General features: G+C 33.2%; 17 protein-coding genes and 1 other RNA gene. 10 read left to right on the forward strand and 8 right to left on the reverse strand.

Going from position 1 to position 20,806, the window contains the following annotated elements; all coding sequences use genetic code 11:
* The first annotated feature begins 17 nt into the window (after window positions 1-17).
* Window positions 18-749 carry a DUF6733 family protein gene (locus Z053_RS29800; protein WP_025663746.1) on the forward strand — a complete coding sequence of 244 codons (732 nt, stop codon included), beginning with the start codon at window positions 18-20 and terminating at the stop codon, window positions 747-749.
* 146 nt (window positions 750-895) lie between these two features.
* Here the strand turns inward: Z053_RS29800 and miaE (Z053_RS0104000) are convergent, their stop codons facing one another.
* Entirely contained in the window at window positions 896-1,477 is a 582-nt protein-coding gene (miaE, locus tag Z053_RS0104000) for a tRNA-(ms[2]io[6]A)-hydroxylase (RefSeq protein WP_025663747.1), read from the reverse strand.
* Window positions 1,478-1,624: 147 nt separating this feature from the next.
* Between miaE (Z053_RS0104000) and Z053_RS0104005 the strand changes: the two genes are divergently transcribed.
* Complete coding sequence (locus tag Z053_RS0104005; protein ID WP_025663748.1) at window positions 1,625-2,053, forward strand: hypothetical protein; 429 nt, start codon at window positions 1,625-1,627, stop codon at window positions 2,051-2,053.
* A 36-nt stretch (window positions 2,054-2,089) separates the two neighbouring features.
* Here the strand turns inward: Z053_RS0104005 and Z053_RS0104010 are convergent, their stop codons facing one another.
* Entirely contained in the window at window positions 2,090-3,904 is a 1,815-nt protein-coding gene (locus Z053_RS0104010; protein ID WP_025663749.1) for a DNA polymerase III subunit gamma/tau, read from the reverse strand.
* A 127-nt stretch (window positions 3,905-4,031) separates the two neighbouring features.
* On the opposite strand from Z053_RS0104010, the gene rnpB reads away from it, so the two are divergent.
* Together rnpB and bshA are read left to right on the forward strand one after the other, a co-directional pair.
* Window positions 4,032-4,339: RNase P RNA component class A (gene rnpB / locus Z053_RS29855), an RNA gene on the forward strand.
* A 67-nt stretch (window positions 4,340-4,406) separates the two neighbouring features.
* Window positions 4,407-5,534: an N-acetyl-alpha-D-glucosaminyl L-malate synthase BshA gene (gene bshA / locus Z053_RS0104015; protein WP_025663750.1), complete on the forward strand. Its 1,128-nt coding sequence runs from the start codon at window positions 4,407-4,409 to the stop codon at window positions 5,532-5,534.
* A gap of 79 nt (window positions 5,535-5,613) precedes the next feature.
* On the opposite strand, the gene Z053_RS0104020 is transcribed toward bshA, so the two are convergent.
* The 3 genes from Z053_RS0104020 to Z053_RS0104030 form a co-directional block, all read right to left on the reverse strand.
* Window positions 5,614-6,153, reverse strand: coding sequence for a hypothetical protein (locus Z053_RS0104020; protein WP_025663751.1), 540 nt, complete (start codon window positions 6,151-6,153; stop codon window positions 5,614-5,616).
* A gap of 91 nt (window positions 6,154-6,244) precedes the next feature.
* Window positions 6,245-6,739, reverse strand: coding sequence for a porin family protein (locus Z053_RS0104025; RefSeq protein WP_025663752.1), 495 nt, complete (start codon window positions 6,737-6,739; stop codon window positions 6,245-6,247).
* Window positions 6,740-6,830: 91 nt separating this feature from the next.
* Window positions 6,831-7,643 (reverse strand): DUF1338 domain-containing protein, encoded by an 813-nt coding sequence (locus tag Z053_RS0104030; protein ID WP_025663753.1) that lies wholly within the window; start codon window positions 7,641-7,643, stop codon window positions 6,831-6,833.
* Window positions 7,644-7,800: 157 nt separating this feature from the next.
* Here Z053_RS0104030 and Z053_RS0104035 point away from each other — a divergent pair, with 157 nt between their 5' ends.
* Window positions 7,801-8,289 carry an Lrp/AsnC family transcriptional regulator gene (locus Z053_RS0104035; RefSeq protein ID WP_025663754.1) on the forward strand — a complete coding sequence of 163 codons (489 nt, stop codon included), beginning with the start codon at window positions 7,801-7,803 and terminating at the stop codon, window positions 8,287-8,289.
* On the forward strand, window positions 8,282-11,203 hold the full coding sequence (locus tag Z053_RS0104040; RefSeq protein WP_035094925.1) for an FAD-binding and (Fe-S)-binding domain-containing protein: 2,922 nt from the start codon (window positions 8,282-8,284) through the stop codon (window positions 11,201-11,203). The genes Z053_RS0104035 and Z053_RS0104040 overlap by 8 nt, the downstream gene beginning before the upstream one ends.
* A gap of 59 nt (window positions 11,204-11,262) precedes the next feature.
* On the opposite strand, the gene miaE (Z053_RS0104045) is transcribed toward Z053_RS0104040, so the two are convergent.
* The 3 genes from miaE (Z053_RS0104045) to Z053_RS0104055 all read right to left on the reverse strand — a co-directional run bounded on the left by miaE (Z053_RS0104045) (window position 11,263) and on the right by Z053_RS0104055 (window position 13,552).
* Window positions 11,263-11,844: a tRNA-(ms[2]io[6]A)-hydroxylase gene (miaE, locus tag Z053_RS0104045; RefSeq protein WP_025663756.1), complete on the reverse strand. Its 582-nt coding sequence runs from the start codon at window positions 11,842-11,844 to the stop codon at window positions 11,263-11,265.
* Between the two features lie 207 nt (window positions 11,845-12,051).
* Entirely contained in the window at window positions 12,052-12,564 is a 513-nt protein-coding gene (locus Z053_RS27850; protein ID WP_025663757.1) for a hypothetical protein, read from the reverse strand.
* Window positions 12,565-12,694: 130 nt separating this feature from the next.
* On the reverse strand, window positions 12,695-13,552 hold the full coding sequence (locus Z053_RS0104055) for a UDP-2,3-diacylglucosamine diphosphatase (RefSeq protein WP_025663758.1): 858 nt from the start codon (window positions 13,550-13,552) through the stop codon (window positions 12,695-12,697).
* Window positions 13,553-13,846: 294 nt separating this feature from the next.
* Between Z053_RS0104055 and bglX the strand changes: the two genes are divergently transcribed.
* The 4 genes from bglX to aroC all read left to right on the forward strand — a co-directional run bounded on the left by bglX (window position 13,847) and on the right by aroC (window position 20,681).
* The gene (bglX, locus tag Z053_RS0104065; RefSeq protein WP_035094928.1) at window positions 13,847-16,114 is read left to right on the forward strand and encodes a beta-glucosidase BglX; all 2,268 of its coding nucleotides are present in this window, start codon (window positions 13,847-13,849) and stop codon (window positions 16,112-16,114) included.
* Between the two features lie 11 nt (window positions 16,115-16,125).
* Window positions 16,126-18,039, forward strand: coding sequence for an NADP-dependent phosphogluconate dehydrogenase (gndA, locus tag Z053_RS0104070; RefSeq protein WP_035094930.1), 1,914 nt, complete (start codon window positions 16,126-16,128; stop codon window positions 18,037-18,039).
* A gap of 5 nt (window positions 18,040-18,044) precedes the next feature.
* Window positions 18,045-19,388: a GntP family permease gene (locus Z053_RS0104075; protein ID WP_025663761.1), complete on the forward strand. Its 1,344-nt coding sequence runs from the start codon at window positions 18,045-18,047 to the stop codon at window positions 19,386-19,388.
* A gap of 228 nt (window positions 19,389-19,616) precedes the next feature.
* Window positions 19,617-20,681 carry a chorismate synthase gene (gene aroC, locus Z053_RS0104080; protein ID WP_025663762.1) on the forward strand — a complete coding sequence of 355 codons (1,065 nt, stop codon included), beginning with the start codon at window positions 19,617-19,619 and terminating at the stop codon, window positions 20,679-20,681.
* The last annotated feature ends 125 nt before the right edge of the window (window positions 20,682-20,806 follow it).

The following is a 20,806-nucleotide window of genomic DNA, read 5'->3' on the forward strand; positions in this document are numbered from 1 at the left end:
ATTAAAGAAACTAAATCATGAAAAAACTCATAATAATATTAATTGCAATAGGTTTTCAGTATTCAACAATACAAGGACAAGAAGAGAAAAAGAAAAAAGCAACATTAGCAGTAAAAGTGATCCAAAACAGTGTTGCGGGGTTTTCAACCTTATTTTTAGGAGGTTTTGAAACTAATAAAAATTTCGATATTACTTTTTATAGTATGTTCTGGACGAATCCTTCTTTCGGAACCCCAGAATCTGGTAGTGATCAATTATTAGAAACTGGTATTGGATTAGGATTTAAACTAATGGACGGAAAATTATTTCTTAACCCAGGAATTGGGTTTGCGCACGGTAAATTCTTTTCTGATGTTGCAGGTACAAAGATAGGAGAGGCCGTAATCCCTAATACTTTTGTAGCATACCATAACTCCATTTTTGATATAGAAGCATATCTGGCTTATTATAAATCGTTAAGAGATAGAGATGATATCTCGACCAAAGATTTACTTCTTTTTTGGGCAGCACCCGGAATTAATGTAAGTGATCGTTTAGTGTTAGGTGGTTTTTTTGAAGAATTAGCCTTTATGAACCTAGAAAATGACGATGTTAATAAGAATATACAGGTATATCGTTATTTAGGAGGTTCTGTGAAATTAAAACTTGATAACGGTATGGCATTTAGATTTTCTGCAGGAGCTAACCTGGTTACAGATGTAGGAGCATCGGACGAATTTTATAAAGTATCTGCTTTTATACCATTTTAAAAAGGATAAGTGTTAATCCGTATACCAATTTATGCGGTAAGGATTAAAAGTCCGTTTTCACAGTTCAGATTGTTATATTATCTTTACTTGTGATGTAATGAATAAAGCTATCGAAAGGTAGCTTTATTCTATTTTAATCTATCTTGTTATCCATGAATCGTTTCTTTATTTCCCAAAGATTTCATTATTTCTGCTTCAAAAACTAGTAATTCCTGCCACTTTTTATCGACTTCTTCACGATTTCCATATTGGCGTGCAAAATTTAAAAACATAGTATAATGATTAGCTTCACTTACCATCAGACTTCTATAAAAGTCAGCTAGTTCCTGATCTTCTAATTCTTCAGATAATAATTTAAAACGCTCACAACTTCTGGCTTCAATCAAAGCCGCATATAATAAACGATGTACAAGCTGGGTTGTTCTACTTCCTCCTTTTGGGAAAAAAGTTATTAATTGAACCACATAATCATCTTTTCGATCTCTACCCAAAATCCAACCTCGTTCAAGGATTTTATCATGAACCATTTTAAAATGACTTATTTCTTCTTTTACCAGTTTTACCATTTCTTGCACTAATTCTGTGTATTCAGGAAAACTCACCATAAGCGATATAGCTGTAGAAGTAGCTTTTTGCTCACAGTATGCATGATCTGTAAGAATTTCTTCAATGTTTTTTTCTACAATATTCACCCATCTAGGGTCTGTAGGAAGTTTTAAGCCTAACATGGTTCTGGTGTTTTTTAATAATAATCACAAATTTATGAAGTAACTCATTATAGAACTAAGATTCGAAAGAAAATATTAAATTTTTCATTTATCCTTACTCTAAGCAACCTTATAGATTTTTATTCATCTTATTAAAAAGTAGATACCATGAATACAAAAAAACTGATTGGTCTAATCGTAATATTCGGAATTTTGGCTTGTAACAGTGATGATGACAATAATAATACAGATAGTTGCGATCAATTAACTGTAATTAACTCAAAACAATATGTTAGTGAACCAAATCATAATCTAACAATAAGTAGTTTAAAAATAAATGGAAATTGTTTGAAAATCAGTTTTGGCTCTAGTGGATGTAGTGGAGATACCTGGGAGTTAAAACTTATTGATTCTGAAGAGATTTTGGAAACCAATCCACCACAAAGGAATTTGAGATTGTCTTTAAAAAATGAGGAGTTATGTAATGCATTTATTACCAAAGAAATATCGTTTAATATTCTTGGGTTAAAAGTAGATGGTAATAAGGTACTGCTTAATATAAAGAACTCAGATGATCAAATACTTTATGAATATTAAAAAAATAAATAATTTTAAAGACAAGACAAGACAAAACTAAATATCTAAATCAAAAGAGGAGCGTAACTTATCAATAAGAGGGTTTTTTTCTCTTAATTTTTCATATTTATCCTGAGGGGTGAAAGCATATTTTTTAGAAGCTTCTTCGTTTACAGTAATCTTCATTTCAATACTGTAATTTTTTAATTTTTTGAATAAAAACTGCAATAATCCAGATTGAGCAGCTTCCATATCAATCTTCATCGATTGGTTAGGTAATTCTAATGAAATATAACCTTTATCAAGGGTAGGAATATTCATAGCAAACATAGATCCGATAATACGTTCTCCTTTTTTATCTTGCATTTTACCATATTCTATCCAGCCTTCCTGCATTTGTGATTCTGTAAATTCTTCTTTTGGTAAATTTTCAGGATCAATTACCTGCTCTTCTTTACTTTCTTCATGTTCTTTCTTCCTCTTAATACTACTTAGCGATAATCCAGAAGTTTTGCGTTTCTTATTTATTAAAACTGATTTTTTCTCTACTACAGGAGCTTCAGCGGTAATTGTATCCTCAGAATTTTCTTCTTGAATATGAGGTTCTGTATCTTTGTCTTGTGAAACCTCAGAAACAGGAGTAGTTGAAGGTTCTTGTTTTTCTTCTGTTTGAGGAGGTGTGCTATTTTGTTTTTCGGTTTCGGTTTTTTCTAAAACCTTTTCTTTTATTTCAGATGAAATTTTAACTGGCTTAATTCCTTTTTCCTTAAAATAAGAAGGAGGAATTATGTAGGGTTTGTCATTTTTTTTTTCTCCATCCACAAGGATAGAGGCAAGCTGCATTAGGCATAACTCAACCAGCAGTCTTTGATTGCGACTGGTTTTATATTTTAGATCACAATCATTAGCAATCTCAATACCTTTAATAAGAAAACCATGGGGAGCTTTTTGTGATTGTTCTAAATACTTAGTCTTCGTTTGTTGTCCCACTTCGAGAAGATTGATAGTAGCTTGATTTTTACATACTAATAAATCTCTAAAGTGCGATGCAAGTCCAGATACAAAATGATGCCCATCAAAACCTTGGGCAAGAATTTCGTTAAATTTTATAAGGAGTTGTGGGATATTGTTCTCAAGTATTAAATCAGTAGTTTTGAAATAAGTTTCATAATCTAATACATTTAGGTTTTCAGTTACTGCCTGTCTGGTTAAATTTTTTCCACTAAAACTAACAACTCTATCAAAGATTGATAGCGCATCTCGCATTGCTCCATCTGCTTTTTGAGCGATAATTTGCAAAGCGTCTTCATCAGCAGTAATTCCTTCTTGCACTGCTACTTGCATTAAGTGATTTTTTGCATCAGTTACAGTAATGCGTTTAAAGTCGAATATTTGACATCGCGATAAAATTGTAGGTATGATTTTATGCTTTTCTGTCGTAGCCAGGATAAAAATTGCATGTTTAGGAGGTTCTTCTAATGTTTTTAAAAAAGCATTAAAGGCCGCTTGAGAAAGCATATGTACCTCATCAATAATATATACTTTATATTTTCCAACCTGGGGAGGGATGCGAACTTGGTCGATAAGACTTCTAATATCATCAACAGAATTGTTTGAGGCTGCATCGAGTTCAAAAATATTAAAAGCAAAATCTTCATCAGGATGCTCATTTCCATCCTGATTAATTGTTTTTGCAAGAATTCTGGCACACGAAGTTTTTCCTACTCCTCTTGGTCCGGTGAATAATAAAGCTTGTGCAAGATGATTGTTTTCTATAGCATTAAGCAGTGTATTGGTAATTGCTTGTTGCCCTACAACATCCTTAAATGTTTGGGGTCTGTATTTACGTGCTGATACTATAAAATGCTCCATCGCTACAAAGTTAAAAATTGCTTACAAAAAATAAATTATAGACATCGGTTTTTATTTTTAGTTATTAACAGCCAAAAAATAATGCTGAATTCTGAATTCTAAGTTCAGAATTATAATACTTTTGCACAAAGCAGATCACCTTATCGCTCTCGATTATTCGGGGGAGGAAAGTCCGGACACCATAGCACAGTATAGCGGGTAACGCCCGTCCGTCGTAAGGCGAGGACAAGTGCAGCAGAAAGTATGTACAGGTAATGCTGTAGTGAAACCAGGTAAACTCTATACGGTGCAACGCCATGTAAACCAGCTTTTGAGGGTTGTGCGCCCAATGTTGGAGGGTAGGCGGTTTGAACTGATAAGTAATTATTAGTCTAGATAAATGATAAGGACCCGATATATCGGGAAACAGAATCCGGCTTATGATCTGCTTTTTTTTACAACTCTTTTAACAATATCTAATATCAATTTTCTTGTACCTTGTACCACAAGAAAAATTATTTGAATGAAAATTGCTATAGTCTGTTATCCTACCTTTGGAGGTAGTGGAGTGGTAGCCACAGAATTAGGGATTGCTTTGGCAAAACTAAACCACGAAGTACATTTTATTACCTACAAACAACCTGTTAGGCTAAACCTGTTGAATCCGAATATTCATTTTCATGAAGTTAACGTACCTACATACCCTCTTTTTCATTATCAACCATACGAATTGGCATTATCTAGTAAATTAGTAGATACCATTAAAAAGTATAAAATTGATGTACTTCATGTTCATTATGCAATTCCGCATGCATATGCGGGATATATGGCAAAAAAAATGCTTGAAGAAGAAGGAATTTATGTTCCTATGGTAACTACATTACACGGTACTGATATTACCTTGGTAGGAAACCATCCTTTTTATAAACCGGCAGTAACATTTAGCATCAATAAAAGTGATATGGTTACTTCTGTATCTCAAAGCCTTAAAGACGACACATTACGTCTGTTTGATATCAAAAATGATATTGAGGTAGTCCCTAATTTTATTGATGCGAGCCAGAGAAAGACTAGTTTTACAGATTGCCAGCGAGAACTCATGGCAACTGCAGAAGAACGTATAGTTACTCATATTAGTAATTTTAGAGCTGTAAAACGTATTACTGATGTTGTAGATATTTTTTATAATATTCAGAAAAAGATGCCTGCAAAGTTGTTGATGGTTGGAGAAGGCCCGGAGCGTAAACCGGCAGAAGAAAGATGTAAAGAACTTGGTATAAAAGATAAAGTGGTTTTCTTTGGTAACAGTAATGAAATAGATAAGATACTGTGCTTTTCTGATTTGTTTTTACTTCCATCAGAACGAGAAAGTTTTGGTCTGGCGGCATTAGAAGCGATGGTAAATAAGGTGCCTGTAATATCGAGTAATGCAGGAGGGATTCCAGAAGTTAATAACCATGGTGTTTCTGGTTATATGAGTGATATAGGAGATGTAAAAGACATGTCAGAAAATTCGATCAAAATTCTGGAAAATGATAGCAGATTAGAAACCTTTAAGGAAAATGCATATAGAGAGGCAATGAAATTTGATATAAGTAACATTATCCCGCTATATATAAAAATGTATGAGAGTGCTTTATCAGCAGTATAATATCATTTATTTTTAAAATTAAAACCCCCTTGTTATGGTATAACAAGGGGGTTTTTGGTTATTATTTTATGATGTTTGCCTAAAATGTATATCTGGCAGAAATACCAACATTTACTCCGGTATTGTCTACGTCTCTAAATCCGTTTGATCGATCGATATCATGGATATCAAATGTAGGACGAATACTAAATGCCACCTGAAGTGGGAAATCAAAACGATAATCAACTCCAAAATCTGCTCCGATGTAAGGGAAAAATTCACCATCTCTATCTACATCACCAATAATCACACCAAGGTATCGGGTTTTAAAATCTATATACCCTGCACCTGCACCTGGGCCAGCAAACCAATTTAGTTTATCCCAAATATTATATGTCCAATGAAAAAATACTCCACCACGATATGTAGAGATAAAAGAATTTGTTTTAAAGCCTAAATTGGCATCAATTCTATTATGTTCACTTATTATTTGTCGCTGGTATGTAATTTCGGGACCAAAGCCTTCATCTCCTATAACACCTTCTGATAATCGAATTCCTATAGCGTTTTCAGGAATATCTTGTGCTTGCAGTTGTGAAACCGAGATAATGATTGATAGAATAAAAAAAAGTTTTTTCATGATTTAAATTTTTTAAAAGTTTTAATTGATTATTATAAAAATGGTTAGTGTATCTTAAAATATGGTTTATAAAACCAGTGTATTGAGAATATTAATCAAATTTATATCTGGCACTTAAGCCAAAGTTAAAAATGATATCGTCATTAGTATAGCTATCGAAGTATATTTCTGGTCTAAAGTCTAGAGAGATTAATAGCGGAAAATCAAAATTATACTCAATACCAACACCCCCCGTTACAAACCCAAAAGTGGTTAAATCATCATCACGAACAATATCAGAATCAAAATCAACTAATCCACCTCCAATTCCTGGACCAATATACCAATTTAGGCCTCCGTTAATATTAAAAACCCACTGATACATCCCTGTAAGTTTTAGAGCATTGTAGCTTCTTTTACCTTGTGCTCCAAGTCCTACTTCTATTCTTGTCTTAGAACTTAAAGCATTTTGATATGAGGCTTCGGCCCAAAAACCATTCGCTTCACTTAGACGTAAACCAATAGTATGTTTAGAAATTTCCTGAGACTGTATATTACCCATACAAAGAAATAGAAAAGAAAGTGTAAAAAAAATATTCTTCGTCATAATCGTAAATAGTAATTTCCTACTTTCCGACTATAACGTCATAAATCTTCTATTCTGTAAGGATAAATCTTAAATCTTTGTTAAGATTGAACTAACTACTTTGTAACTGCATATCGGTACTCTCAAAAATCTTATCTGCAGAATCAGCAATGAAGCCATTAAAAATAACATCTTGACTATTTTTATAACGATATGAAAATTCATAATAACAGGATGTGATTTCTTTAACGTTTTCTTCAAATTCTACCTCGACTACATCGGCCAAAATACTGGATTGTTCTAGTAGTTGGGATGGAGAACCTTTTATTTCACCTCCAGAAGTATTCATTTTGAAACCATTCTCTTTGAGGAATTCATTTACCTTGGATAGATTTTTAAATGTTTGAAGTTTATTAACATCTACTGTGAAATGATTAGAGCAAAAGCCATTAACATATACCCAGGCCGCATATTCTGATACCGAAAGAAGTCTTTTGTAAATCTCAAAAGATGGTTTAGCCCAAACTCTACCTTTTAGGATAAGATCTTCTTGTTGTATAACTGTATGATCTATTTGATTTATAGTGTTTTGAACAATACTATTTAGCTCAACAGAAAATTCTTCAAGAAGCAATTCGCTAATAAAGATTTTTGGAGCATTACGATCACTTTTGTGTTCAAAATGTTTTGCACGCAATTTTTTGGCCTTAAAATGGTATTCTCCTTTGGGTTCATAACCCATGGCAATAAAAGGTTTTGCCAAAATATCAATATTAACTCTTGGATCATTAAAAGTGCGTATTGCAATATGATCATTAAAAACGGTATTGCCTTCTGCTTCAAATAAAGATTTAATTTTTTGTGCTGAAGGAGTTTTTACAGTGTATTGTTTCCAGAGTTCTTCAAAAAAATAAGTCAAATCCATTTTAATTATGTTTTTATTTGAAGCAAAATTATTATTTTTGACTATTATTGTGTGTATATATATTGTTTTTAGTCTCAATTTTATAAATTTTGTGTCAAATTGAAGATAATGTTTTGTTTTTATTATCAATTTTGACTGCAAGTGTTTTAAATTTTTTATGAGTATGAATCATTTTGATTATATAGATCAGCAGATTTTATTGCAGATACGTGAAGATGCCAGAAAGCCTTTCTCTCAAATAGCAGAGAATTTAAAAATTTCTAATTCTTTGGTACATCAAAGAATTAAAAAACTTAAGCAACGTGGTGTAATAAAGAAAGCCGAGTTTGTTGTAGATGAAAAACAGATCGGTTTTAAAACGAAATCTTATGTAGGTATTCGTCTAAGAGAAGCTAGATATGCAAAACAAGTGGTTGATGGTTTAAAAGAAATTCCAGAAATATTAGAATGTAATTATGTTTCAGGTCATTATGCTATTTTCATTCTTATTTTTGCATTTGACAACCATCATTTACGTAAGATTCTGTATGAACAAGTGCATCAGATTGATGGAGTCGCAGGAACGGATAGTTTTATTTGTTTTGATACTAATTTTAGAAGGCAGGTTTCTTTAAATTCTTTAGGAAAGAATATTTCATATGATTGATAAAAGTATATTGACATCTTTACAAAACCAGCTAGAAGGTCAACTACAATTTGATACTCTAATTACTGCTTTATATGCTACAGATGCTTCGGTGTATCGTAGAATTCCTCTGGCGGTAGCATTTCCAAGATCAATACAAGATATTAAAAAAATAGTTGCTTTTGCATCTCAACACGATATTGGTATTATTCCCAGAACAGCAGGAACTTCGCTTGCAGGGCAATGTGTAGGGGATGGTATTGTGGTAGATGTTTCTAAATATTTTACTAAAATAATTGCTGTTGATAAAACCAAAAAAACAGTGACTGTTCAACCAGGAGTGATACGGGATGATCTTAATCGTTTTTTGAAACCGTATGGATTGTTTTTTGGACCTAATACATCGACATCTAATCGCTGTATGATTGGAGGAATGGTCGGAAATAACAGCAGTGGTACTACATCGATTCAATATGGTGTTACAAGAGATAAAGTCTTAGAGTTACAAACAGTATTGTCTGATGGTAGTGAAGTTACTTTTTCTGAAATATCATCAAATGATTTTGAGACGAAACGAAATTTGAATACCCTTGAAGGAAAAATCTACGACCAGATTTATACCGAACTTTCTTCTAAGGAGATTCAACAACAAATTACGACTCATTTTCCGAAACGAGAAATTCATAGACGTAACACAGGTTATGCTATTGATGAACTAATTGATTCTGAGGTGTTTTCTACAACGAATACACATTTTAATATGTGTAAACTTCTCACAGGAAGCGAAGGTACATTGGCTTTTACAACACAAATTACGTTAGAGTTAGATGAACTTCCACCAGAAGAAACTTTAATGATTGCCGCGCATTTTAAGACTATCGATGATTGTATGAGAGCAGTAGCGCCTGTAATGCAACATTCGTTATTCACTTGCGAAATGATGGATAAAACTATTTTGGATTGCACAAAAAATAATATCGAGCAATTAAAGAATCGTTTTTTTATTGTTGATGATCCAGAAGCAATCTTAATGCTAGAACTTAGAGCAAAAGATGCGAATCATTTAGAACAGCAAAAGGATAAATTATTAAAAACTCTTGATGATTCAAAACTAAGCTATGCCAATCCAATTTTACGTAAAGAAGAAATAGATAAGGCTTTAGAATTAAGAAAAGCAGGATTAGGATTGTTAGGTAATATTGTTGGCGATAAAAAAGCAGTTGCTTGTATAGAAGATACGGCAGTTGCTATTCCTGATTTGGCGGATTACATATCAGAATTTACAGATTTAATGAAGTCTTATGACCAACAAGCTGTGTATTACGCACATGCTGGAGCAGGAGAGATTCACCTTCGACCGATTCTGGATCTGAAAAAAAGTAAAGATGTAACCCTATTTAAAAAAATAACAGACGATGTAGCATCTTTGGTAAAGAAATATCAAGGCTCTATGAGTGGTGAGCATGGTGATGGTATTGTAAGGGCTGGATACATACCTTTTATGATTGGTGAGGATAATTATAAGATTTTAGAACGTATTAAAAATACATTTGATCCTAATTCTATTCTTAATCCGGGTAAGATTATAGATGCCTATCCCATGGATCAAAAACTACGATATGAGATAGATCGAAAAGAACCAGAGATAGATACCATTTTTGATTTTACCGATTCGATGGGAATTCTAAGGGCTGCAGAAAAATGTAATGGTAGCGGTGATTGCCGTAAGTCTGTAGAAGCGGGAGGAACTATGTGCCCCAGTTATCGGGCTACAAAAAACGAAAAAGATACTACCAGGGGTAGGGCAAATACACTAAGAGAGTTTTTAACCAATAGTGAGAAGGTTAATAAATTTGATAATAGAGAATTAAAAGAAGTTTTTGATCTCTGTCTAAGTTGCAAAGGATGTGCCAGTGAGTGTCCTTCAAATGTTGATGTAGCTGCGCTGAAAGCAGAATTCGAATATCAATATCAAAAAGAAAATGGAGTATCATTACGTACAAAGCTTTTTGCTCACAATAATAGATTGAATGCTATAGGGAGAATCGCGCCTGGTTTAACAAATTTTTTCTTTTCTAATGCATTAACATCTAGTATTTTAAAATCTACTTTAGGTATTGCCAAACAACGAAATTTACCTTTGTTAAGCAAACAATCCTTAAGAGGTTGGTGTAAACAAAACATAAAAAGAATACAACCAGAGCAACCTATAAAAACAGTGTACTTTTTTATAGATGAATTTACGAATCATCTGGATGCCGAAATCGGTATAGATGCTATCGAGTTACTGACCAAATTAAATTATGAAGTAAAGATAATTGATCATAAAGAAAGTGGACGGACTTTTATATCAAAAGGATTATTAAAACAAGCCAAAATTCTGGCAAATCTTAATATTAAAACGTTTAATAATCATATTACTGCAGAAACTCCTTTGATCGGGTTAGAACCCTCTGCCATACTCACTTTTAGAGATGAGTATTTGAGATTGGCTGATGATAAAGAAAATGCAGCTGCAGTGGCAAGACATACTTTTTTGATTGATGAATTCTTACATGCAGAAATAGAAAAAGGAAATATAAATGCTGATTTATTTACTGCAGATACTAAAACAATTAAAATACATGGTCACTGCCATCAAAAAGCTTTATCTGGTATACACAATACATTTTCGATTCTAAATTTACCCAAAAACTTTAATGTTACGATTATCCCATCAGGGTGTTGTGGTATGGCAGGATCTTTTGGATATGAGAAAGAGCATTATGATGTTAGTATGCAAATAGGGGAGCAGACCTTATTTCCATCGGTTAGAAAAACACCTAAGGATACTATTATTGTGGCTGTAGGAACCAGCTGTAGACATCAAATAAAAGATGGAACGCAACGAGAAGCATCGCATCCTATTAGTATTCTCAAAAGTGCTTTAGTGTAGATAAGGTTTTAAAACCAGGAATTTCAAGTAAATGTTAGATTTAAAATTATACTAAAATGTTATCCATGTATAGTTTCAGAAGTGCCATAGTTCTGAATAAGCTCTCCTTCAAATTTTAATAAATCTTCCCATTGTTTATCTACATCAATACCTTCTCCGTATTTACGTGCAAAACCAATAAATGTGGTGTAATGACCAGCTTCACTAATCATTAAATCGTGATAGAATTTTGATAGCTCAGGGTCTTTTATTTTTTTTGAAAGAAGCTTAAATCGTTCGCAACTTCTGGCTTCGATCATTGCTGAAAATAACAATCGGTTAACTAAGCTTTGCTTACGACTACCACCTGTAATACCATATTTAAATAATTCATTTACATAACTGTCCTTTCGTTCTCTACCTAATTTATAACCACGCTTTTTAATAATTTCATGAACCATTTCAAAGTGCTGTAATTCTTCTTGTGCCAAAGTTAATAAATCAGTAACCAAATCAGTATGTTCAGAATTTAACGTAATGATGGTAATGGCATTTGTGGCTGCTTTTTGTTCGCACCATGCATGATCTGTTAAGATTTCTTCAATATTTGTTTCCGCAAGAGCTGCCCAACGTGGATCTGTTGCCAGTTTTAAACCAAGCATATTTATATTGTTTTAAGAGATATATAGTATTGTCAAAGATACGTTTTGCGATTTTTATTTCAATGATTCTAACAACTTATTAATATATCATTTTTCAAAATATTTATATATACATATAAATTGCTGGCATCAAATAAAAGATGAGGAGATACAAAATGAGGTGTAACACCTCATTTTGGCATGGATAGAATTTTTAAGAGAGAAATATTAGAATTGATAACGAATCCCTAATCCAAATCCTGTATAAAAATATGTTGAATCAGTACTTTTATTATCGGTAGAAAAAAATATTTCTGGCCTTATATTTAAAGAAATTTGTATTGGGGACTTATTAGGACTGTATTCAATACCTCCATCAGCTATTATTCCTAAATTAGCATTAAATAATGCTCCTCCGCCAATACCCAGATACCAATTAAAATTATTGTAAATAGGAAATACTCTTTGATATATCCCTGTAGCCATTAGACCAACAGTAGGTATGAATTCACTCCTATAAACGCGTAATCCCGTATCAAATTCTAATCTATTTTTACTGTTGATACGAAGTTGATAAGAAATGCCAATACCTGCAATATTAGGATCGTTATAATTATCATGATTACTAATAAGAAACTCTGGTCGAACCCCTAGGGTGTGTCTAGAAAACTCTTGTGATTGAGTAGTATTTATAGCCAATACTAAAACAGCAAAAATTAAAACATGTCTTTTGTATATCATAAAAAAGTTTAGGAGTAACAACAACAGGTTTTATTGGGACATCACAAATATGCTGCGAGGTTTTTAAGAAAAAGTCACGGTTTTCGGAGATATTGAAAAAGTAATAACAGTAAAGCGGGAGTAAGACAGATTATGATTTCTTGAGAGATGTGATTACTTCGTTTACCATAAAAGAGGCTTGCAGGGTCTCGGGATCAATTTCTAAGCTTTCTGCCTCTTCAACAGATTCTTCATAAGCTTTCATTGATTCATTCTCATAATGTACTAGTTTCCATGCTGCATCATGATATTCTAATGAAGTTAGATTTTCTATCCAATCTCCAGAATTTAAATAAATGCAGGACCCGTTTTTATCCTCGTATTTACGCATTTGAGGTTGATGGATATGACCACATACTACATAGCTATATTTGTTTTTAACAGCTAACTCTGCAGCAACATCTTCAAAATCATTAATATATTTTACTGCTTTTTTTACACTATTTTTGATTTTCTTAGAAAGAGAAAACTTTTCTTTTCCTATACGTAGCAAAAACCAATTAATAGCTTGATTAAAAAGAATTAGCATATCATATCCCCAACTGCCTAATTTAGCTAACCATTTTGCGTTTTGAATTGAGGCATCAAAAACATCGCCATGAAAGAACCATGCTTTTTTGCCATCTAATTCCAGAACAAGTTTATCAACTAACTTAAAATTTCCCATTTGAGCATCACTAAACTTGCGAAGCATCTCATCGTGATTGCCTGTGATATAGATAACTTCTGTTCCTTTTGATGCAAACGAAATAATCTTTTTGATAACCTTAAGATGGGATTTTGGAAAATATCGTTTTCTAAATTGCCAGATATCTATAATATCACCATTAAGAATAAGAGTTTTTGGTTTGATACTATTTAAATAGTTGAGAAGTTCTTTTGCTTGACATCCATAAGTACCAAGATGGATATCCGAAATTACAACAATTTCTACAATACGTTTCTTCATATAAAATATGATAATATCACAAATTAAATGAATCTGTTTTCAAAGATAATTATCTTATTATAAGTTTATTGTTATCTAAATTTAATCATTTTAATGAGTTGTTATCAAAACATTAAAATTTAATTATTGCTTACAGATTTTGATAAGAATTATAGTAAAACCCCCAGAGTACTTATAATTTCTCTAAGAATTTAGTCTATATCTCTCATTTAATATACTCTATTAAAGAGAATAGTATTGGTCGTATATGACCGATGATATGTTTAGATGTATTGAATAGAATCAAATTTATATATGAGAAATTATCTAGTATTGACCCTTATTACTTGTTGCTTATTATCAAATTGTACTCCTAAAGAATCAATAACTAATGTTTTGATATCAAAAGAAGATGCCATTGAGTTTAAGATTGATAGCATCCTATCAAAAATGACATTAGAGGAAAAGATAGGTCAAACTGCCCAACGTGGAAAATCAAGTAGAGTAAAAGAGCTACCTGTAGAGCTTAAGGAGGCTGTAAAAAAAGGAGAAATCGGCTCTTTTCTTAATATTATGAATAAGGATGATGCCAAAGAACTACAGCGTATCGCAATGGAAGAGAGCCCTAATAAAATACCATTAATATTTGCAAGAGATGTTATTCATGGTTTTAAAACCATTTTTCCAATTCCATTAGGTCAAGCTGCTTCATTTGACCCTAATCTGGTGCAAAAAGGAGCCAGGATATCTGCGATCGAAGCTTCTACATATGGTATACGTTGGACATTTGCGCCAATGCTCGATATATCCAGAGACCCCAGATGGGGGCGTATCGCAGAATCTGCAGGAGAAGATCAATATCTTACTAGCATTATGGGAGAAGCTTATATTAAAGGTTTTCAAGGAGATGACTTGTCATCTTCTACAAGTATAGCCGCCTGTGCAAAACATTTTGTAGGTTATGGAGCTGCCGAAGGAGGGAGAGACTATAACACGGCAAACATCAATGAATTTTCTTTACACAACACATACTTGAAACCGTTTAAAAAAGCTGTAGAAACTAACGTTGCGACCTTAATGACTGGCTTTAATGATCTTAATGGAGTTCCGGTTTCAGGAAATAAATATCTTTTAACAGAAGTATTGCGTAATCAGTGGGGTTTTGATGGGTTTGTGGTAAGTGATTGGAATTCTATAATTGAAATGGTTCCTCACGGATTTGCAGAAGATGAAGCGGCCGCAGCAGGAAAAGCAGCAAATGCAATGCTGGATATGGAAATGACCAGTACTTCATATCAGGATAATATGAAGAATTTAATAGAAGAAAGAAAATTCTCTGAAAATCAATTGGATGAAATGGTTCGGAATATTCTTAGAATCAAATTTAAATTAGGATTATTTGATAAACCATACTTCGAACCAGAATCTGATGTACTGTATGCCAAAGAACATCTGGAAGCTGCTAAAGAAGCTGCAAAAAAAAGTATGGTATTACTTAAAAATAAAAATCAAATATTACCTCTAAGTACTAAAAAAAGTTTAGCTATAATTGGTCCTTTAGCAGACGCACCACACGATCAATTAGGCACATGGACTTTTGATGGAGAAAAAGCACGTACGATTACCCCATTAACATCTTTTAAAGAAGATGGCGAACATCCTATTTTATATAGTAAAGGTTTATCATACAGTAGAGATAAATCTAATAAAAGGTTTAATGATGCGATCAAAATAGCTAAAAACTCAGATATCATCGTATTCTTTGGAGGTGAAGAAGCTATCTTGTCTGGGGAAGCTCATAGTAGAGCAAACCTAAATCTTCCTGGTAAACAAGAGTCTCTTATTAGTGAACTTCATAAAACTGGAAAACCAATAGTATTAGTACTAATGGCAGGTAGACCTATTACATTAGGCAATATTATTGATAAAGTAGATGCGGTATTATTTGCATGGCATCCAGGAACGATGGGAGGCCCTGCAATATTGGATATACTTACAGGTAAAGCTTCACCGTCAGGGCGATTACCAATTACATGGCCCAAAGAAGTAGGTCAAATACCAATATATTATAATCATAAAAACACAGGCCGCCCTACAATTCCTGAAGAATTTGTTCAAATTGACTCTATCCCTATAGGAGCGTGGCAAAGTTCTCTAGGAAATACATCACATTATTTAGATCTGGGATATTTACCGCAATACCCTTTTGGCTACGGTCTTACATACAGTAGTTTTGAATACTGTGACGTTAAAATTTTATCAAATGAGATTAATGAAAATGGTCCAATTATAGTAAGTGCAAAAATCACAAATACCGGAAATGTAATAGCCGAAGAAGTAGTACAATTATACTTTAGAGATATGGTTGGTAGTATTACTAGGCCTGTAAAAGAATTGCTGCGTTTTAAGAAAATAGAACTCGAACCTGGAGCCTCAAAAATCGTTGATTTTGTATTTAGTAAGGATGATATTTCGTTTTATGGACTAGATAAAAAGTGGGTTGTAGAACCGGGAAAATTCAAATTATGGGTTGGCAAACACGCTTTAGACCAAACACATGAGTTAGAATTTGTTATAGAATAACTATTGTTGAAGTGGGTTTAAAAAATATATACATCGTTTTTGGGGTTTCAGGATGTGGAAAAACGACCTTAGGTAAAGAACTAGCAACAACATTAGGAATTCCTTTTTATGATGCAGATGATTTTCATCCAGAAGAAAACATAAAAAAAATGTCTGATGGTATTCCTCTAAATGATCATGATAGAGCTCCGTGGTTACAAATCTTGGCAGATCATATTGTAGATTGGAGTAATGACAAAGGAGCTGTATTAGCTTGTTCTGCGTTAAAACAAAAATATAGAGATGTATTACAATCTGTTGGTCATAGTTATATAAACTGGATTTTTTTAGAAGCCTCATACGAATTGATTTTAAATCGTTTAGAGGCAAGGCAGGGGCATTTTTTTAAAAAAGAATTATTAGTATCCCAATTTGAAACTTTAGAAAGACCCGAACATGGAATTTTTATAGATGCAGAACAAAGTATTATAAATAGTATTACTCAAATAAAATTAGAATTGAATATTTCAAAATCACAATTAGGACTTATAGGACTTGGCGTTATGGGGAAAAGCCTTGCTAAAAATATGCTATCCCGAGGCTTTAGTTTATCTGTCTATAATCGACAGGTTGAGAATAGAGAAGTTGATATCGCCAAACACTTTGTGAATGAGCAATCAAATGATACAAATGTTCTGGGATTTGATGACTTATTATCTTTTGTGAATTCGTTAGAGCAACCTCGGACAATCATGATCATGGTCAATGCAGGAAAACCTATAGACATGGTTATAGAATCGATATTACCATTGTTATCAAGAGAAGATTGTTTGATTGATGGAGGGAATTCTCATTATAAAAAAACTTTGGAAAGAGAACAATTAGTATCCAAATCTGGAATACATTTTCTTGGAACTGGAGTTTCTGGTGGTGAAGAAGGAGCATTAAAAGGACCATCTATTATGCCAGGAGGGTCGAAAGAAGCATATATGCGTTCGGGAAAATTCTTAGAGGCTATTGCAGCTAGAGATAAAAATAATAATCCATGTTGTACTTATATTGGTACTCAGGGATCAGGACACTATGTGAAAATGATTCATAATGGGATAGAATATGCAGAAATGCAATTATTATCAGAAATATATCATTTTTTGAGATTTTATGGAAACAAAAACCCAAAGCAGATTAGTGATGTTTTTGAATCCTGGAGAATGAATAAAAAAGATAGTTTCCTTTTAGAAATTACAGTAGATATTCTAAGAAAAATGGAAGGAGAAGAGTTTTTGATTGATAAAATTCTAGATAAAGCGGGACAAAAAGGAACTGGAGGATGGTCAGCAGTATCAGCCTTAGAAATAGGAATGCCAATATCAACCATTTCAGAAGCTGTAATGGCAAGAAATCTTTCTGGTATGAAATCAGAACGTGTTCATGCCTCAGAAATTTATAAATTGAAGCCTTCTACAGGTTTTAATGATGAAGAACTATTAGCTACTTTAGAAAAAGCTTTTTACGCCACAAGTATTATCAATCATGCAATAGGATTTGACCTTATATCACAGGCATCTCAAGAATACCAATGGAATCTTAATTTATCAGAGATAGCACGAATATGGACCAATGGATGTATTATTCGTAGTGATATAATGGAGAAAATATCTACTTTATTTAAAGATAGTAATCCAATTTCATTGCTTTTGTTTCCAGAAATTGTAGAGATGATGAAAATTAATATCACCAAATTAACAGATACGGTCTCTATGGCAATGAAAGCTGGATATCCTCTGCCAGTAATGTCTGCTGCTACAAACTATTTTTTGATCTATACATCGGCACAATCTTCTGCAAATATGATACAGGCACAACGAGATTATTTTGGAGCACATACATACCAACGAGTTGATGCTCCAATTACCGAATATTTTCACACAAACTGGAAAAGCTAATATATATGGAATATCAATTACTAATTGCTGTAGGAGTAGGTATTTTTGCTCTACTTTTCATGATTCTAAAATTGAAAATACAGGCTTTTATTGCGCTTCTTATTGTATGCATACTTGTCGGCATCATTACTGGGTTGTCACCAGAAATGATTCTTGATAGTATAAAGAATGGAATGGGAGGAACTTTAGGTTTTGTGGCTACAGTAGTTGGGTTAGGAGCCTTATTTGGAGGATTATTAGAACATTCTGGCGGAGCTCAGGGCTTAGCAAGATATATATTAAAAATCGCCGGTGAAAAAAATGCATCCTGGGCGATGATGATTACTGGTTTTATTATCGCTATTCCGGTATTTTTTGATGTGGCATTTATCATTTTAGTTCCTGTAGTGTATGCTATTGCGAGAAATACCAAAAAATCGGTATTATTATATGCGATTCCTTTACTAGCAGGGTTAGCTATTACACATAGTTTTATTCCGCCAACTCCTGGACCCGTTGCGGTTGCAGATATTCTTGGAGCTAATTTAGGCTGGGTAATTATCTTAGGATTTATTACTGGTATCCCTGCCGCGATCATTAGTGGACCCGTTTTTGCAAAATATGTTTCTAAGAAAATAAGTGTTTCGATACCAGAACAAGGCGTAAATATCCTAGAAGATAAAGAATACCCTAATCCAATCACTATTATAGCAATTATAGCATTACCAATTCTTTTAATCGTTTTAAAGACTATTTTTCTTGGAGATTGGATGGGCGAGAATTTTTTGCCAGAATCAGTAACATATAGTAGTGCATTACTGGGGCATCCATTTACTGCTTTAATTATAGCAAACCTTCTTGCATGGTATATTTTAGGGATTAGAAGAGGAACAGGAAGAGACGAATTACTAAAATTGTCAATGAAATCTTTTCAACCCGCAGGAGCTATAATATTACTTACTGGGGCAGGAGGTGCTTTTAAACAAATTTTAGTAGACACTAAAGCAGGAGAAATATTAGCTTCTTCACTACAAGGATCGTTTATACACCCTTTACTATTTGCTTTTATAGTAGCAGCTTTGATACGTATACTTCAAGGGTCAGCCACAACAGCAATGATTGCTGCTGCCGGAATAGCATCCCCAATTATTTTAATCGGTGATTTTAGTGCTGCTCAAATTGCACTTTTTGTTATATCAATAGCTTCTGGAGCGACTATTTTATCGCATGTTAATGATAGCGGATTTTGGTTGGTAGGACAATACCTCGGTTTAACCGAAAAGCAGACATTTCGCTCATGGACAGTAATGACCACTTTGATTGCGTGCACAGGCTTAATAATGTCCTTGTTATTATGGTATGTATTCTAGTTGTAATAGTTCAAACCTAACTAATTTATTATAAATAAGAGTGCAATTGATAGTGTTTTCTTAGGTGAAAATACTCCGTTTTCGGTGAGAGTATAAATTGATACAATTTTTAACTTTTAATAAAAAATGAATTTTGATTGAATTTTTGTAAATAAAACCCAATTTTTTATATGATAATACTACTGTATTTTTGAAGATTAAAAATTACATTTGCTAAAAATTGTATGCATGGCAGGAAATACATTTGGTAACCTATTTAAGGTTACTACTTTTGGAGAATCACACGGAGTAGCAATTGGTGGAGTCATTGATGGCTGCCCAGCTGGTGTAACACTCGACTTAGACGCTATTCAACAAGAACTTGATCGTCGTAAACCTGGTCAGTCGGCTATTGTTACACAACGTAAAGAACCCGATACTGTCGAGTTTTATTCTGGTATTTTTGAAGGTGTTACAACAGGAACTCCAATAGGTTTTGCAATCAAAAATGCAAATCAAAAGTCTAAAGATTATTCTCATATTAAAGATTCTTATCGACCGTCTCATGCAGATTATACCTATGATCAAAAATATGGCATTAGAGATTATAGAGGAGGAGGACGCTCTTCTGCTCGCGAAACAGCAAGTAGAGTAGTAGCAGGAGCAATCGCTAAACAAGTATTGTCTGATATAAAATTTCAGGCCTATGTGAGCGGTGTTGGCTCCATCAAATTAGAAAAAAGTCATACAGAACTTGATTTATCATTAACCGAAAGTAATATTGTACGCTGCCCGGATCCTAAGATGGCTTCGGAAATGGAGCACTATATCAAACAAATTAGAAAAGAAGGAGATACTGTTGGCGGAATTGTAAGTTGTGCCATTTCTGGTGTGCCAGTAGGGTTAGGTGAGCCAGCTTTTGATAAGCTGCATGCCGAATTAGGGAAAGCTATGCTATCTATTAATGCAGTTAAAGGATTTGAATACGGAAGTGGTTTTGCCGGATCAGAACTAAAAGGAAGTGAGCATAATGATCTTTTTAATACCGATGGGACTACACAAACGAATTTATCTGGAGGTATACAAGGAGGGATTTCTAATGGGATGGATATCTATTTTAATGTAGCTTTTAAACCTGTAGCTACAATTATGCAGGATCAGGAAACTATCGATAAAGAAGGTAATATTGTTACTATGCAAGGAAAAGGGAGACATGACCCTTGTGTAGTCCCAAGAGCAGTACCTATTGTAGAGGCTATGGCTGCTTTGGTACTTGTCGATTATTGGTTAATGAATAGAACAATTAAGAAATAAATTAATATAGAGTAGTGTAGTTTTAATGTGTGGTACAAATTAGAATTACTAACCTGTAAAACACTTATATATTAAAAAAAACAGGTCTTTTATTTCGTATTTCACAATTTCTATCCCCTTTTATT

Origin of the sequence: Aquimarina megaterium XH134 (genome assembly GCF_000520975.1) — a bacterium.
GTDB classification, from domain to species: domain Bacteria; phylum Bacteroidota; class Bacteroidia; order Flavobacteriales; family Flavobacteriaceae; genus Aquimarina; species Aquimarina megaterium.